We start from the raw sequence: 12,860 nt of genomic DNA, 5'->3' as shown, positions 1-12,860 counted from the left end.
CCCGTCCCAAATCCGAAATCGTAAATCAAAAATTATATCAAGTTAACGCTCAATCCCAAACCTCTCAACTCATGTAACAATACATTGAAGGATTCCGGTATACCCGGTGTAGGTAACGGTTCTCCCTTCACGATGTGTTCATACGTCTTGGTTCTACCCATTACATCGTCCGACTTCACGGTCAGAATCTCCTGTAAGATATGAGAAGCCCCGAAAGCTTCCAATGCCCAAACCTCCATCTCTCCGAAACGTTGTCCTCCGAACTGAGCCTTACCTCCAAGAGGTTGCTGAGTAATCAAAGAATACGGTCCGATAGAACGGGCATGCATCTTGTCATCTACCATGTGACCCAACTTCAACATATAGATCACTCCCACGGTGGCAGGCTGGTCGAAACGCTCTCCGGTTCCCCCGTCATACAGGTAGGTAGTACCGTTTCTCGGCAATCCGGCCTTATCCGTATACCCGTTTATCTCCTCCAAGGTAGCCCCGTCAAAAATCGGAGTCGCAAATTTTACTCCCAATTTTTTCCCGGCCCAACCCAGTACGGTTTCGAATACCTGTCCCAGGTTCATACGGGAAGGTACACCTAACGGATTCAAACAAATATCCACCGGAGTTCCGTCTTCCAGGAAGGGCATATCCTCCACTCTTACTACGCGGGATACGATACCTTTGTTACCGTGACGTCCCGCCATCTTATCCCCGATCTGCAATTTACGTTTTTTAGCCACGTATACCTTTGCCATCTTGATAATTCCGGAAGGTAACTCGTCACCGACGGTAGCATTATATTTCTTACGTTTGATTTGACCTTCGATCTCTTTGTACTTGATGATGTAATTATGCAACAAGTCGCGGATCATATCGTTTTTCTGCTTATCGGTCGTCCATTTGTTCGGGTTGATCTGCAAGAAATCCATATTCTGGAGCATCTTGTAAGAGAATTTCACCCCTTTCGGAACAATATCCTCGTTCAGATAATTTTTCACGCCCTGAGAGGTCTTCCCGTTCACTAACTCGAACAGTTTGTCGATCAACAGAGAGGTCAAATCACCCACTTTACGTTGGAATTGTTCGTCAAATTCTGCCAACAGATTCTTTCCTGCAGCTTTGGATTTGCGATCCCCTACCGTGCGTTGGTACAACTTCTTGTCGATAATAACTCCGCTCAACGAAGGAGAAGCTTTCAACGAAGCATCTTTCACGTCTCCGGCCTTATCTCCGAAAATAGCCCGTAACAATTTCTCCTCCGGACTCGGATCCGATTCTCCTTTCGGGGTAATCTTACCGATCATGATATCGCCCGGTTTAATACGGGCTCCTATGCGGATAATACCGTTTTCATCCAGATCGCGGGTAGCTTCCTCGCTAACGTTCGGAATATCGGCGGTCAACTCTTCCAAACCGCGCTTGGTTTCCCGCACTTCCAACGAATACTCATCCACGTGCACGGAAGTAAACACGTCGTTGCGCACGATATTCTCCGAAATAACGATGGCATCCTCGTAGTTATAACCCTTCCACGGCATGAAAGCCACTTTCAAGTTACGTCCCAAAGCTAACTCTCCCTTCTCGGAAGAATAGCCCTCCGTCAATATCTGGCCTTCTTCCACCCGATCGCCTTTTCTCACGATAGGTTTCAAGGTCATGGTCGTACTCTGGTTCGTACGTTTATATTTAGGCAGATAATACTCTTTCGTATCATTGTCAAAGCTCACATAAGCCTCCTCCTCCGTACGATCGTATTTGATCACGATCTTACGACCGTCCACATAATCCACGACTCCCGGTCCTTCCGCAACGATCTGCGTTCTGGAATCCTTGATCAGGTTTGCCTCCAAACCGGTACCCACGATCGGAGACTCCGGACAAATTATAGGCACAGCCTGACGCATCATGTTGGATCCCATCAAAGCGCGGTTAGCATCATCATGTTCCAAGAAAGGAATCAAAGAAGCGGCAATAGAGGCAATTTGATTCGGCGCCACATCGATCAGATCCACGCTCTCTCCCTCTGCCATCGGAAAATCCGCATCTTGTCTGGCTTTTACCCGTTTATCCAGGAATAAACCTTCGTCGTTTATCGGAGAACTGGCTTGTGCTATAACCAATCCCTCTTCCTCCTCTGCCGAATAATACCTCACCCCCTCGTCGGACAAATCCACCACCCCGTCATTTACCTTCCGGTAAGGAGTCTCGATAAATCCGAGGTCATTGATTTTAGCATAAACGCAAAGAGAAGAGATCAAACCGATATTCGGACCTTCCGGGGTTTCGATGGGACACAAACGGCCATAATGCGTGTAGTGCACATCCCGAACCTCAAATCCGGCACGATCCCTGGACAAACCTCCGGGTCCCAAAGCAGACATACGTCTTTTGTGCGTGATCTCGGCCAACGGATTCGTTTGATCCATAAACTGAGATAAAGCATTGGTTCCGAAGAAAGAGTTGATCACGGAAGACAAAATCTTCGAATTGATCAAATCCACCGGAGTAAACACCTCGTTGTCCCGAACATTCATCCGTTCCCGGATCGTACGGGCCATACGGGCAAGTCCCACTCCGAACTGATTATATAATTGTTCGCCTACCGTACGAACGCGACGGTTACTCAAATGGTCGATATCATCCACATCCGTACGGGCGTTCAGCAAACGAATCAAATACTTGATAATCTCGATAATATCCTCTTTCGTTAAAACCCGAATATCCGGATCCGTGGAAAGATTCAACTTCTTGTTTAATTTGTAACGCCCCACGTCACCCAAATCGTAACGTTTATCCGAGAAGAAAAGCTTATCGATTACATCGCGGGCAGTTGCTTCGTCTGGTGGTTCCGAACTACGCAATTGCCTGTAAATATGCATAACGGCCTCTTTCTCCGAATTACAGGGGTCTTTCTGTAACGTATTATATATAATGGCATAATCCGCCAAATTTTGAATCTCCTTGTGAAGAAGGATCGTTTTCGCACCCGATTCAACGATCGCATCTATATGCTCAGGTTCCAATACAGTTTCCCGATCCACGATAATCTCGTTACGTTCGATGGAAACGACTTCTCCGGTATCTTCATCCACGAAATCTTCTACCCAAGATTTCAAAACACGAGCAGCTAAACGACGACCAATGACTTTCTTCAATCCCGTACGGGAAACATTCACTTCATCTGCCAACCCGAAAATTTCGAGAATATCTTTATCCGTTTCAAAACCGATGGCTCTCAACAGGGTTGTCACGGGCAATTTCTTTTTACGGTCGATGTACGCGTACATCACGTTATTGATATCCGTGGCAAATTCGATCCAGGACCCCTTAAACGGAATAATTCTGGCTGAATAAAGCTTCGTACCATTCGCGTGAATACTCTGTCCGAAGAATACACCGGGAGACCTGTGTAACTGAGAAACGACGACACGCTCTGCTCCATTGATCACGAAAGTACCTTTCGGAGTCATATAAGGAACATTCCCTAAATACACATCCTCAATAACCGTATCAAAATCTTCATGTTCCGGATCAGTACAGTATAACTTTAACTTCGCTTTCAGCGGAGCTCCGTACGTCAATCCCTGACTTAAACACTCGTCAATGGTATAGCGCGGCGGATCTATAAAGTAGTCCAAAAATTCTAAAACAAAGTTATTACGTGTATCTGTTATAGGAAAATTCTCCTTGAAAACCGTGTAAAGGCCTTCATTTTTTCTGTTCTCAGGCGTGGTACCTAATTGAAAAAAGTCTTTGAACGACTTTAATTGCACCTCCAAAAAATCAGGATAATCCAATTGATTTTTTATCGACGCAAAGCTTATTCTATTGTTTGAATTATATGAAGACATCTATTAATTTTTTTGAACCTAAACAATCATAACAACAAAATGGTTAAGAGTCCACATGAGACTCTTAACCCCCAAAACCTACCGGTTTTATTCTTTATTTAAGTTCAACTTCAGCTCCTGCTTCTTCAAGTTGAGTTTTTAAGCTGTTAGCTTCTTCTTTAGACACTTTCTCTTTCAATGGAGCCGGAGCTTTGTCAACTAATTCTTTAGCTTCTTTCAAACCAAGACCGGTCAACTCTTTTACCAACTTAACAACAGCCAATTTAGAGGCACCAGCTGATTTAAGAACTACATCGAATTCCGTTTGCTCAGCAGCAGCGGCACCGGCGCCACCAGCAGCAGGAGCAGCCACAGCCACAGCAGCAGCTGCAGGTTCAATTCCGTACTCTTCTTTTAAAATATCAGCTAATTCTTTTACGTCTTTTACGGTAAGGTTTACTAGCTCTTCTGCAAGTTTTTTCAAATCTGCCATTTCTATACTAATTTAAAATTGTTTGTTACTTAACTTAAAAAATTATTCTTTTTCAGACAGTGTCTTAACAACACCGGCGATCGTATTTTGTCCGGATTGCAAAGCAGAAATAACGTTCTGCATCGGAGACTGAAGCATCAGGATGATATCTCCAATCAACTCTTCCTTAGACTTAATATTGATCAACGCGTCTAATTGATTTTCGCCTACATAAGCGCATTCCTCAACAAAAGCGGCTTTAAATGCAGGTTTATCCTTATCTTTACGGAACTCTTTGATCAATTTGGCAGGCGCATTACCTGTCTCGCACAACATTACGGCACTACTTCCTTTCAAAGAAACGAAGATCTCCTCGTAATTGTTGTTTGCGTTCTCAAGAGCCTTTTTCAACAAGGTATTTTTAACCTGTATAAGCTTTATGTTAGCATCGAAACAAGCCCTACGCAACGCCTGAGTGGCGACTGCATCCAGACCCGCAATATCGGTTACATAAAGATGCTTATATTCGTTAACCTGCTCCGTCAAGCTGTCTATAATGACTTTTTTCTCTTCTTTTTTCATACTACTGAGGTCCTTTTTAAGGTTACAAAATTAATCAAGTAATGACTTTGGTTCTACTTGAATACCGGGACTCATCGTACTTGACAGATACACACTCTTAACATAGGTTCCTTTCGCGGCTGCCGGTTTCAATTTGTTGATCACGTTCAAGAATTCTCTCGCGTTTTCTAAAATCTTAACGGCATCAAATGATACCTTACCTATAGAGGCGTGAATAATACCAAATTTGTCAACCTTAAAGTCGATCTTACCTTGCTTTACTTCAGTAACAGCTTTTCCGATTTCCGGAGTTACCGTACCGCTTTTCGGGTTAGGCATCAATCCACGAGGACCCAATATTCTACCAAGAGCACCCACTTTACCCATTACGGAAGGCATCGTAATGATGATATCTATATCGGTCCAACCGCCTTTGATCTTCTCGATATAATCATCCAATCCCACGTAATCCGCACCGGCAGCCTTAGCTTCATCCTCCTTGTCAGGCGTACACAAAACCAACACTTTTACTTCTTTTCCGGTACCATGAGGTAAAGTACATACACCGCGAACCATTTGATTGGCTTTACGCGGATCCACTCCTAATCGAACGTCCAGGTCTACTGACGCATCAAACTTGGTAAAAGTAATCTCTTTTACAAGTTGTGCAGCCTCGTCGATAGAATACACTTTTCCACCTTCGATCTTTTCTAAAGCTAACTTCTTATTTTTTGTCAGTCTACTCATTACGTTTGAAGTATTACAAATTCATTAAAAAGGTCTTTCACCATCAACGGTGATACCCATACTTCTGGCAGTACCAGCTACCATACTCATCGCTTTTTCTACTTCAAAAGCATTCAAATCTTTCATCTTAGACTCTGCGATCTCTTTTACTTGAGCCCAAGTAATAGAAGCCACCTTTTTACGGTTAGGCTCAGCAGATCCGGATTTCAATTTGGCTACTTCCAAAAGCTGAACCGCAACAGGAGGTTGTTTCGTGATAAAATCAAATGACTTATCACCGTACACCTGAATAATCACCGGGATAATCTTTCCTGCCTGATCCTGAGTTCTTGCGTTGAATTGCTTGCAGAAGTCCATGATATTGACCCCTTTTGAACCTAACGCAGGACCTACTGGAGGAGAAGGATTTGCTGCTCCGGCTTTAATTTGTAGCTTGATAATTGCTTCAACTTCTTTTGCCATGATTTTTTTTAATCAATAATTGTTATTCTTTTTCTACCTGCATGAAACTTAGTTCAAGTGGCGTTTTCCGTCCGAAGATCTTAACAATTACTTTTAATCTCTTCTTATCCGAATTCACCTCCTCTATCACGCCGGTAAAACCGTTAAAAGGCCCGTCGGTCACTTTAACCGACTCGCCCACGAAATAAGGGACACTTATTTCTTCTGGTTGTTCCGCGAGTTCATCCACCGTACCTAAAATCCGGTTTACCTCCGCTTGACGCATCGGCACAGGATCTCCACCCTTGGTCTCCCCCAGGAAGCCAATCACGTTCGTAATATCACGAAGCATGTGGGGAATTTCACCAACGAGAGCAGCCTCTATCAATACATAACCCGGGTATAGATTCCGTTCACTACTGAATTTTTTCCCGTTACGTACTTGATAAACCTTCTCGGCCGGCACCAAAACCTGTGAAACATAGTCCTGAAGCCCTAAACTGGCAATTTCATTTTCGATGTACTCCTTTACCTTTTTCTCCTTGCCTCCAATTGTTCGAAGTACATACCATCTTTTTTTTATTTCAGCCATGTGTCAGACCTCCAAGATTTTTAATAAAACAAACTATATATACCTGTCATTATGTGTCTGAACGAGAAGTCCATCGCAAATATACAAAGAGCTATGATAACGGAAGCAATCATCACAATCGTTGCACTGCTCTGGAGTTCAGACCATGTGGGCCAGGATACTTTATTTACCAGTTCGTTGTAAACGTCTGATATATAACTCTTAATTCTCATCTGTTTCTTTCTTTTTAAATTGCACGGGAGGAGAGGTTCGAACTCCCGACCCTCGGTTTTGGAGACCGATGCTCTACCAACTGAGCCACTCCCGTATGTGGAGTTGACCGAAGTCAACTCCATTTATCTTGGATTCACGACCGAGCGATTCCAGAGCGAATCGACCAAATCATAAACCTGCAATCATCTTAGCCTAAGATTTCGGTAATCTGTCCGGCACCCACGGTTCTACCACCCTCACGGATAGCGAAACGCAAACCTAACGAACAAGCAACCGGGGTGATCAAATCAACCGTGATGGTCAAGTTATCACCAGGCATTACCATCTCGCGTCCTTCCGGTAAAGTGATCTCTCCGGTAACGTCCAATGTACGGATATAGAATTGCGGTCTGTATCTGTTGTGGAACGGAGTGTGACGACCACCTTCTTCTTTTTTCAGGATATAAACCTCGGCTTTGAATTTCGTATGCGGGGTTACTGATTTCGGTTTTGCCAAAACCATACCACGCTTGATTTCGTTTTTATCGACACCGCGAAGCAACAAACCTACGTTATCACCGGCCTCTCCGTCATCCAGAATCTTACGGAACATCTCAACTCCGGTACAAACGGTCTTTTTCCCGTCAGCACCCAAACCGATCATTTCCAACTCATCACCCACGTGAACGGTACCCGTCTCAATACGACCGGTAGCAACAGTACCACGACCGGTAATAGAGAATACGTCCTCAACAGGCATCAGGAACGGTTTGTCTACAGCACGTTCCGGAAGTTCAATCCAAGAATCCACTGCATCCATCAACTCCATTACTTTCTCTTCCCATTTCGGTTCTCCGTTTAAAGCACCGAGGGCAGAACCTAAAATAATAGGAGTATTGTCTCCATCGTATCCGTAGAAAGACAACAACTCTCTCATCTCCATCTCAACCAATTCCAACATTTCAGGGTCATCCACCATATCCACTTTGTTCAAGAAAACGACCATTCTCGGTACGTTTACCTGACGAGCCAAAAGGATGTGCTCACGTGTTTGGGGCATCGGACCGTCTGTAGCGGCACAAACCAGAATAGCACCGTCCATCTGAGCGGCACCGGTAACCATGTTCTTTACATAGTCGGCGTGTCCCGGACAGTCAACGTGCGCATAGTGGCGATTTGCAGTTTCATATTCTACGTGCGAAGTATTGATGGTAATACCTCTCTCTTTCTCTTCCGGAGCGTTATCGATAGAATCGAATGAACGCAATTCAGAAAGACCTTTTTTTGCCAAAACTGTCGTAATCGCAGCAGTCAAGGTTGTTTTACCGTGGTCAACGTGACCAATAGTACCAATATTTACGTGTGGTTTTGACCTGTCAAAATGTTCTTTAGCCATAACTCTAAAACAATTTTATTATTAAACAATTTATCACAAAAACTCTATAACATACCATAGAAAATCCTCTGAACGACTGAATGTTAACCAGTCCAAACGAGAAAAATCCATTTAATTTGGCTTGCAAATGTACAAATTAAAAATCATATCTCACAATAAATGAGATCATTTTTTTAATTTTCTCTCTTTTCCTTCGCCTTCGTCAACTGACGCTTCAACACGTCATACAACTCATCCACCGTCTCCTCAAAAGTTTTAGCATTCTTCTTTACGAAAACATCCTGTCCCTTCACGTCAACGTTCACCTCCATCAATTTGTTTTCAAGATTGTCATCCTTTTCCAATTTCAACGTCACCACAATCGCGATAATGCCGTCGTGATACCTTTCCAGTTTCGAGAATTTTTTATTGATCAACTCTTCCAAAACCGGATTTACTGAAAAACCTACAGGATTAATTCTAATTTCCATACCGTTTCCTCCTATAATTTATGCTCGTGGGTGAGCTTGTTTAAAAATCTTCAACATACTCTCTACCGAGTTGTGCGTGTAGACCTGGGTGGCAGCTAAACTCGAATGCCCTAAAAGCTCCCGGATCCCCTCTATGGACGCCCCGTTATTCAACAAATGAGTCGCAAAAGAGTGACGCAACACATGCGGACTTCTCTTGGACAAAGTGGTATCATTCGACAACTTTGCGGTAACCAGCCGATAAACAAATTTATCGTAAATAGGCAACCCCTTGTCAGTCACGAAAAAAAAACCGTGTTCCTGAATAACGACCTCCCGCCTCCTCTCCAAATAATGCGCCATCGCTTTCTCCAACTCGTTCACGACCGGAATCTCCCGTTGCTTGTTCCCTTTTCCCGTCACCCGAATACACCGCCGGGAAAAATCGACATCCGACACCTTCAACCCTACTATTTCCGAACGCCTCATCCCCGTGTCATAGGCCATCAACAAAATCAACCAATCGCGCAGGCAAGGAAAATCCTCCTTTTCCACATTCAACACCGCGGCCATCTCCTCCTCCTTCACGAAAACAGGCAACCGCTTAGCCGTTTTAGGACCGCTAATTCCCTCCGCCGGATTCACCTCCAACACTCCCTCTTTCAGTAAAAAACGAAAAAAAGCTTTTAAGCTGCTCAACTTTCGCTTCCCGGAAGTGCCCTTCAGTTTCTCCCCGGTCTCTACTTTCCGCATACTCCCGCTCATCTCCGCCATAAGCCATCCCCTCACTAACTTGGTAGTTATTTTTAAAATATCCTCCTCCGAATCGCTCAACTTACAATAATCAAAAAATTGACGCAAATCCATTTGGTATGCTTTTATCGTGCGAGGAGAATATCTTTTTACACGACCGAGATAATTCAAAAAAGCCTGAAGTTGCATCATTTTCAAAATTTTAAAGACGTAACTAAATTACGCTTTTTGTTTTTGAAAAACAACATTATGTAAGTCTTTTATTCTTCTGCTTGCTGTAAAGATTGACGGTAAGCAGCTTTCATGCGAGCCATCCGATTTCTCACTGAAGGTTTGGTAAAAGCCTGACGGTCTCTCAACTCTTTAATAACACCGGTTTTTTCGAACTTTCTTTTGAATTTTTTCAACGCTCTTTCAATATTCTCGCCTTCTTTTAATGGAACTATAATCATGATCTTTTATTTTTAAAAATGAATAATTTAATTACTAAAAAAATAACCGACGACACCATCGCGTGTCCTCTTTCCTATTGAATATTATATCATTTATTTATCTCGAAAATAATCGACCACCCCCTTTCAAGCGGATTGAAACGTAAATTTAACAATTCGAAAACTGCCGCAAAGGTAAATGAATTAATCGAGAATTACAACGCACGAAATAAAAATCTACTTTAAGAGCCTGTCTTTACCCATTTTACCGTATCCGTGTTATCCCCTCCCTGTTTTTTTTTCACGCGACACAATCAGGGATTCAACAGATCCTTGCAATAATAATCCAAAATACCGTTGATCATGTTCACGTAAGTACGAGCTTTACCGTTATCCGGGTTCAAACGCAACACCGCATTGAAATAGTTCAAAGCCCGAGTAAAATCAGCCTTGCCGTTATAAATAATTCCCAACTCCATCAATATCTCTTCCGGCCCCTCTTTTTCTCCGACCACCTGTTCTTCCAATAAGGCAACAGCCTCTTCCGTTTTCTTCTCTTTTGCCAGCTCCCTGGCTTTTGCTATTATCGTATGCATATCATATACTTTTTATAACTAATACTCCTATTTTACAATATGGGTTTCAAAGGTAGCAACATTTCCCACACCATCCGTCACCTTTAACACGAGCCTGTTTTTCCCCTTCGTAAAAGCAGGCTCGCTTAAACGCCCCTCCAGCATATTCTTTTTGGCATCATAAGAGAACAGACACCATTTCCCGTTCACCTCAACCCGGTAAGAAGCAATACCCGTCAATTCATCCTTTATTTTAAAACGCACGCTTTTCCCGGCAACCTTTCCCAAATAATCGATTTGAGGAGCTACCGTATCCCGGCTCACCGTATAACGTCCCAACACGCGGGGATAAGCCCAAAGCCCCGTTTCCGACCGCCAAGTTTTCATCGGCAATAACTTATTCCCTTTTCCTACCATACATAGCACGCTTTTCTCCGGAAATGGACCCGTCACCTGCAATTTTCCTTTCTTTAACAAAGGCCACTCCTCTCTTGCCAAACAAAACACCTCCATCGTTTCTGTGCTGTCTTTATGCCAAGAAACGAGTTGCGGTTTACCCGATATCGGATACTGTAACGCATCCGGTTCCAACTCCAGCACATAATTTTCACAAACCATCCGATGTCCTTTTCGGTTATCCCAAATCACGTTCTCCGAACTTTCAACCTCACGTTCCCTCTCTCTTCCGATCAACTCAAAGGAGAGCCGGGAAACATTACCGTTCATATCCCGCAACTCCAAACGGATTTGCCGGATAGTATCCGGATACAACGTAATAAACCCGCGAGCGAGCGAGGTAAAAACTCCCGGTAATTCATCCCGGTAATTTCCAAACGTCGTGTAGACGACCTTATTCTCCCTATAAAGTTGAAAATCCTTTACCTCATTCACCAAAACGTTTTGATCGAAAGAGGTGGTATCCATCTTCATTCGGGATATCAACCGCCCTCCGACCCACAACTTCAACTCGTACAATCCCAATTTATTCCATGATCCGTTCATGTAATCATCACCCTGTATGCCGATACCGACTTTTCCGGCAGGAAACCGTACCCTCCCGGCACTGTAATTCCTGTTTCCCGTATTCTTTACCGCAACGCGACTACGCCCCGACAACACCCCCTCCTCTGTAAACCCATAAAGATAAAGAGCCCGAAGAGTCGGTCCCATGGTATCCTCTATTCTCAGGAAGAGCAACGGATTCAACGGGCGTTCGTCCCGAGAACTTCTCACCTCGAAATGCAAATGAGGTCCCATGGAAGAACCGCTGTTTCCACTATAAGCAATAGTATCCCCCGCTTTGAAAACAATCGCTTCCGCTTCAAAATTTTCGTCGATAGCGAATGACTCTTTCGCGTATTGCATATCCCGAACGATCTCCTCCACCCGGGGGACAAAACGTTGCAGGTGCCCGTAAACCGTCGTGTATCCGTCAGCATGTTCGATATACAATGCATTTCCGTAACCCGTCGCTGAAACCTTAACCCGGGCCAACACCCCGTCTTTCACGCATATTACCGGCAATCCTTCCCGGCCCTCCGTTTTATAATCCAATCCGGAATGAAAATGCGAATCTCTCAATTCTCCGAAATTACCACTCAACAAGGGCTTGACGCGTAAAGGATTTAGCCACCCGGACGATTGTCCCCAAGCGACTGACGTTAAAAGGAGTAAAACTCCCGCAATCATGACCGTTCCTTTTTTCATAATATTATATCGGCTACTAAAAATGACAAAACCGTTGCAAAAATAACAACACTCTTGGTATTTAAAAGAAATTGTCCTATCTTTGTGGTGTAAAGTTTAGGTTATGACAGAAAAAGAAGAAAACATAATAAAAGAGCTAAACTTAAAAATTGAACAACTAATAAAACGATATATATCCTCGCTGGACAAAAACAAAAATCTGGAAGCGGAGATCCAAGCTCTCAGAAACCGGATTGAGCAGCTGAAAGGCGAGAACAGCAGATTAAACGAGAACATAAAAGCTTTGAAAGTGGCTAATGCTATTTCGACCGGAGATGGAAGCTCTGAGGCCAAAATAAGAATCAGCCAACTGGTGCGGGAGATTGACAAATGTATTGCTCTTTTGAATAACTAAATATGAATGATAAACTTACGATTAATGTGAACATTGCAGGACGGATTTGCACGTTGACGATAGAGAGAGAGGAAGAGGAGCAAATCAGAAAAGCGGCACAGTTGATTAATGGTAAGATTTCTCAATATAGGGAAAAATATTCAAATATTGACCCCATGGATTTTTTAGTCGCCACGGCCCTGCAATTTACAGCCAAAATGTTGGAAGCCGAGCAACGGAATGATGTCGAACCGATATTGAATGAAATAGAAAAAGCGAACAAAAGGTTAGACGAATTCGTAAAAGAGTGAAAAAGCGTTCTTTGAAAAGAAATAGATATACCCGCA

At 43.5% G+C, this 12,860-nt stretch carries 15 protein-coding genes and 1 tRNA gene; 2 read left to right on the top strand and 14 right to left on the bottom strand.

The genetic code is table 11. The features are described from left to right. Window positions 1-32 precede the first annotated feature (32 nt). From rpoB to PGR74_RS05690, 14 genes are all read right to left on the bottom strand, one after another. Entirely contained in the window at window positions 33-3,845 is a 3,813-nt protein-coding gene (gene rpoB / locus PGR74_RS05755; protein ID WP_041504195.1) for a DNA-directed RNA polymerase subunit beta, read from the bottom strand. Between the two features lie 94 nt (window positions 3,846-3,939). After that, window positions 3,940-4,317 (bottom strand): 50S ribosomal protein L7/L12, encoded by a 378-nt coding sequence (rplL, locus tag PGR74_RS05750; protein WP_041504194.1) that lies wholly within the window; start codon window positions 4,315-4,317, stop codon window positions 3,940-3,942. 42 nt (window positions 4,318-4,359) lie between these two features. Next, window positions 4,360-4,878: a 50S ribosomal protein L10 gene (gene rplJ / locus PGR74_RS05745; RefSeq protein WP_041504193.1), complete on the bottom strand. Its 519-nt coding sequence runs from the start codon at window positions 4,876-4,878 to the stop codon at window positions 4,360-4,362. 30 nt (window positions 4,879-4,908) lie between these two features. Beyond that, the gene (gene rplA / locus PGR74_RS05740; RefSeq protein WP_041504192.1) at window positions 4,909-5,604 is read right to left on the bottom strand and encodes a 50S ribosomal protein L1; all 696 of its coding nucleotides are present in this window, start codon (window positions 5,602-5,604) and stop codon (window positions 4,909-4,911) included. A gap of 24 nt (window positions 5,605-5,628) precedes the next feature. Further along, window positions 5,629-6,066 carry a 50S ribosomal protein L11 gene (gene rplK, locus PGR74_RS05735; RefSeq protein ID WP_041504191.1) on the bottom strand — a complete coding sequence of 146 codons (438 nt, stop codon included), beginning with the start codon at window positions 6,064-6,066 and terminating at the stop codon, window positions 5,629-5,631. Window positions 6,067-6,088: 22 nt separating this feature from the next. After that, window positions 6,089-6,637 carry a transcription termination/antitermination protein NusG gene (nusG, locus tag PGR74_RS05730; RefSeq protein ID WP_041504190.1) on the bottom strand — a complete coding sequence of 183 codons (549 nt, stop codon included), beginning with the start codon at window positions 6,635-6,637 and terminating at the stop codon, window positions 6,089-6,091. Window positions 6,638-6,657: 20 nt separating this feature from the next. Continuing rightward, a complete protein-coding gene (gene secE, locus PGR74_RS05725; RefSeq protein WP_082027514.1) occupies window positions 6,658-6,849 on the bottom strand; it encodes a preprotein translocase subunit SecE in 192 nt (63 codons plus the stop codon). 22 nt (window positions 6,850-6,871) lie between these two features. After that, window positions 6,872-6,944 (bottom strand) — tRNA-Trp (locus PGR74_RS05720). A 93-nt stretch (window positions 6,945-7,037) separates the two neighbouring features. After that, window positions 7,038-8,225 carry an elongation factor Tu gene (gene tuf / locus PGR74_RS05715; RefSeq protein ID WP_041504189.1) on the bottom strand — a complete coding sequence of 396 codons (1,188 nt, stop codon included), beginning with the start codon at window positions 8,223-8,225 and terminating at the stop codon, window positions 7,038-7,040. A gap of 173 nt (window positions 8,226-8,398) precedes the next feature. After that, entirely contained in the window at window positions 8,399-8,695 is a 297-nt protein-coding gene (gene hpf, locus PGR74_RS05710) for a ribosome hibernation-promoting factor, HPF/YfiA family (protein WP_041504188.1), read from the bottom strand. Between the two features lie 18 nt (window positions 8,696-8,713). After that, complete coding sequence (locus PGR74_RS05705) at window positions 8,714-9,619, bottom strand: tyrosine-type recombinase/integrase (RefSeq protein ID WP_316929918.1); 906 nt, start codon at window positions 9,617-9,619, stop codon at window positions 8,714-8,716. Between the two features lie 68 nt (window positions 9,620-9,687). Continuing rightward, window positions 9,688-9,879 carry a 30S ribosomal protein S21 gene (gene rpsU, locus PGR74_RS05700; RefSeq protein ID WP_041504187.1) on the bottom strand — a complete coding sequence of 64 codons (192 nt, stop codon included), beginning with the start codon at window positions 9,877-9,879 and terminating at the stop codon, window positions 9,688-9,690. Between the two features lie 293 nt (window positions 9,880-10,172). After that, window positions 10,173-10,454: a hypothetical protein gene (locus PGR74_RS05695; protein WP_041504186.1), complete on the bottom strand. Its 282-nt coding sequence runs from the start codon at window positions 10,452-10,454 to the stop codon at window positions 10,173-10,175. Between the two features lie 27 nt (window positions 10,455-10,481). Next, complete coding sequence (locus PGR74_RS05690; protein WP_041504185.1) at window positions 10,482-12,140, bottom strand: M23 family metallopeptidase; 1,659 nt, start codon at window positions 12,138-12,140, stop codon at window positions 10,482-10,484. Between the two features lie 103 nt (window positions 12,141-12,243). Here PGR74_RS05690 and PGR74_RS05685 point away from each other — a divergent pair, with 103 nt between their 5' ends. Together PGR74_RS05685 and PGR74_RS05680 are read left to right on the top strand one after the other, a co-directional pair. Further along, complete coding sequence (locus tag PGR74_RS05685; protein ID WP_041504184.1) at window positions 12,244-12,534, top strand: hypothetical protein; 291 nt, start codon at window positions 12,244-12,246, stop codon at window positions 12,532-12,534. Between the two features lie 2 nt (window positions 12,535-12,536). Then, window positions 12,537-12,824: a cell division protein ZapA gene (locus tag PGR74_RS05680; RefSeq protein WP_041504183.1), complete on the top strand. Its 288-nt coding sequence runs from the start codon at window positions 12,537-12,539 to the stop codon at window positions 12,822-12,824. The last annotated feature ends 36 nt before the right edge of the window (window positions 12,825-12,860 follow it).

Source organism: Sanguibacteroides sp. AM78-02pH3A (genome assembly GCF_027666085.1).
Lineage (GTDB): Bacteria > Bacteroidota > Bacteroidia > Bacteroidales > Marinifilaceae > Gabonibacter > Gabonibacter massiliensis.
This window is presented reverse-complemented; position numbering and strand designations above follow the sequence as displayed.

Excerpts from the sequence above, each read along its gene's own strand:
- rpoB (WP_041504195.1), bottom strand. The coding sequence starts at position 3,845 with ATGTCTTCATATAATTCAAACAATAGAATAAGCTTTGCGTCGATAAAA.
- rplL (WP_041504194.1), bottom strand. The coding sequence starts at position 4,317 with ATGGCAGATTTGAAAAAACTTGCAGAAGAGCTAGTAAACCTTACCGTA.
- rplJ (WP_041504193.1), bottom strand. The coding sequence starts at position 4,878 with ATGAAAAAAGAAGAGAAAAAAGTCATTATAGACAGCTTGACGGAGCAG.
- rplA (WP_041504192.1), bottom strand. The coding sequence starts at position 5,604 with ATGAGTAGACTGACAAAAAATAAGAAGTTAGCTTTAGAAAAGATCGAA.
- rplK (WP_041504191.1), bottom strand. The coding sequence starts at position 6,066 with ATGGCAAAAGAAGTTGAAGCAATTATCAAGCTACAAATTAAAGCCGGA.
- nusG (WP_041504190.1), bottom strand. The coding sequence starts at position 6,637 with ATGGCTGAAATAAAAAAAAGATGGTATGTACTTCGAACAATTGGAGGC.
- secE (WP_082027514.1), bottom strand. The coding sequence starts at position 6,849 with ATGAGAATTAAGAGTTATATATCAGACGTTTACAACGAACTGGTAAAT.
- tuf (WP_041504189.1), bottom strand. The coding sequence starts at position 8,225 with ATGGCTAAAGAACATTTTGACAGGTCAAAACCACACGTAAATATTGGT.
- hpf (WP_041504188.1), bottom strand. The coding sequence starts at position 8,695 with ATGGAAATTAGAATTAATCCTGTAGGTTTTTCAGTAAATCCGGTTTTG.
- PGR74_RS05705 (WP_316929918.1), bottom strand. The coding sequence starts at position 9,619 with ATGATGCAACTTCAGGCTTTTTTGAATTATCTCGGTCGTGTAAAAAGA.
- rpsU (WP_041504187.1), bottom strand. The coding sequence starts at position 9,879 with ATGATTATAGTTCCATTAAAAGAAGGCGAGAATATTGAAAGAGCGTTG.
- PGR74_RS05695 (WP_041504186.1), bottom strand. The coding sequence starts at position 10,454 with ATGCATACGATAATAGCAAAAGCCAGGGAGCTGGCAAAAGAGAAGAAA.
- PGR74_RS05690 (WP_041504185.1), bottom strand. The coding sequence starts at position 12,140 with ATGAAAAAAGGAACGGTCATGATTGCGGGAGTTTTACTCCTTTTAACG.
- PGR74_RS05685 (WP_041504184.1), top strand. The coding sequence starts at position 12,244 with ATGACAGAAAAAGAAGAAAACATAATAAAAGAGCTAAACTTAAAAATT.
- PGR74_RS05680 (WP_041504183.1), top strand. The coding sequence starts at position 12,537 with ATGAATGATAAACTTACGATTAATGTGAACATTGCAGGACGGATTTGC.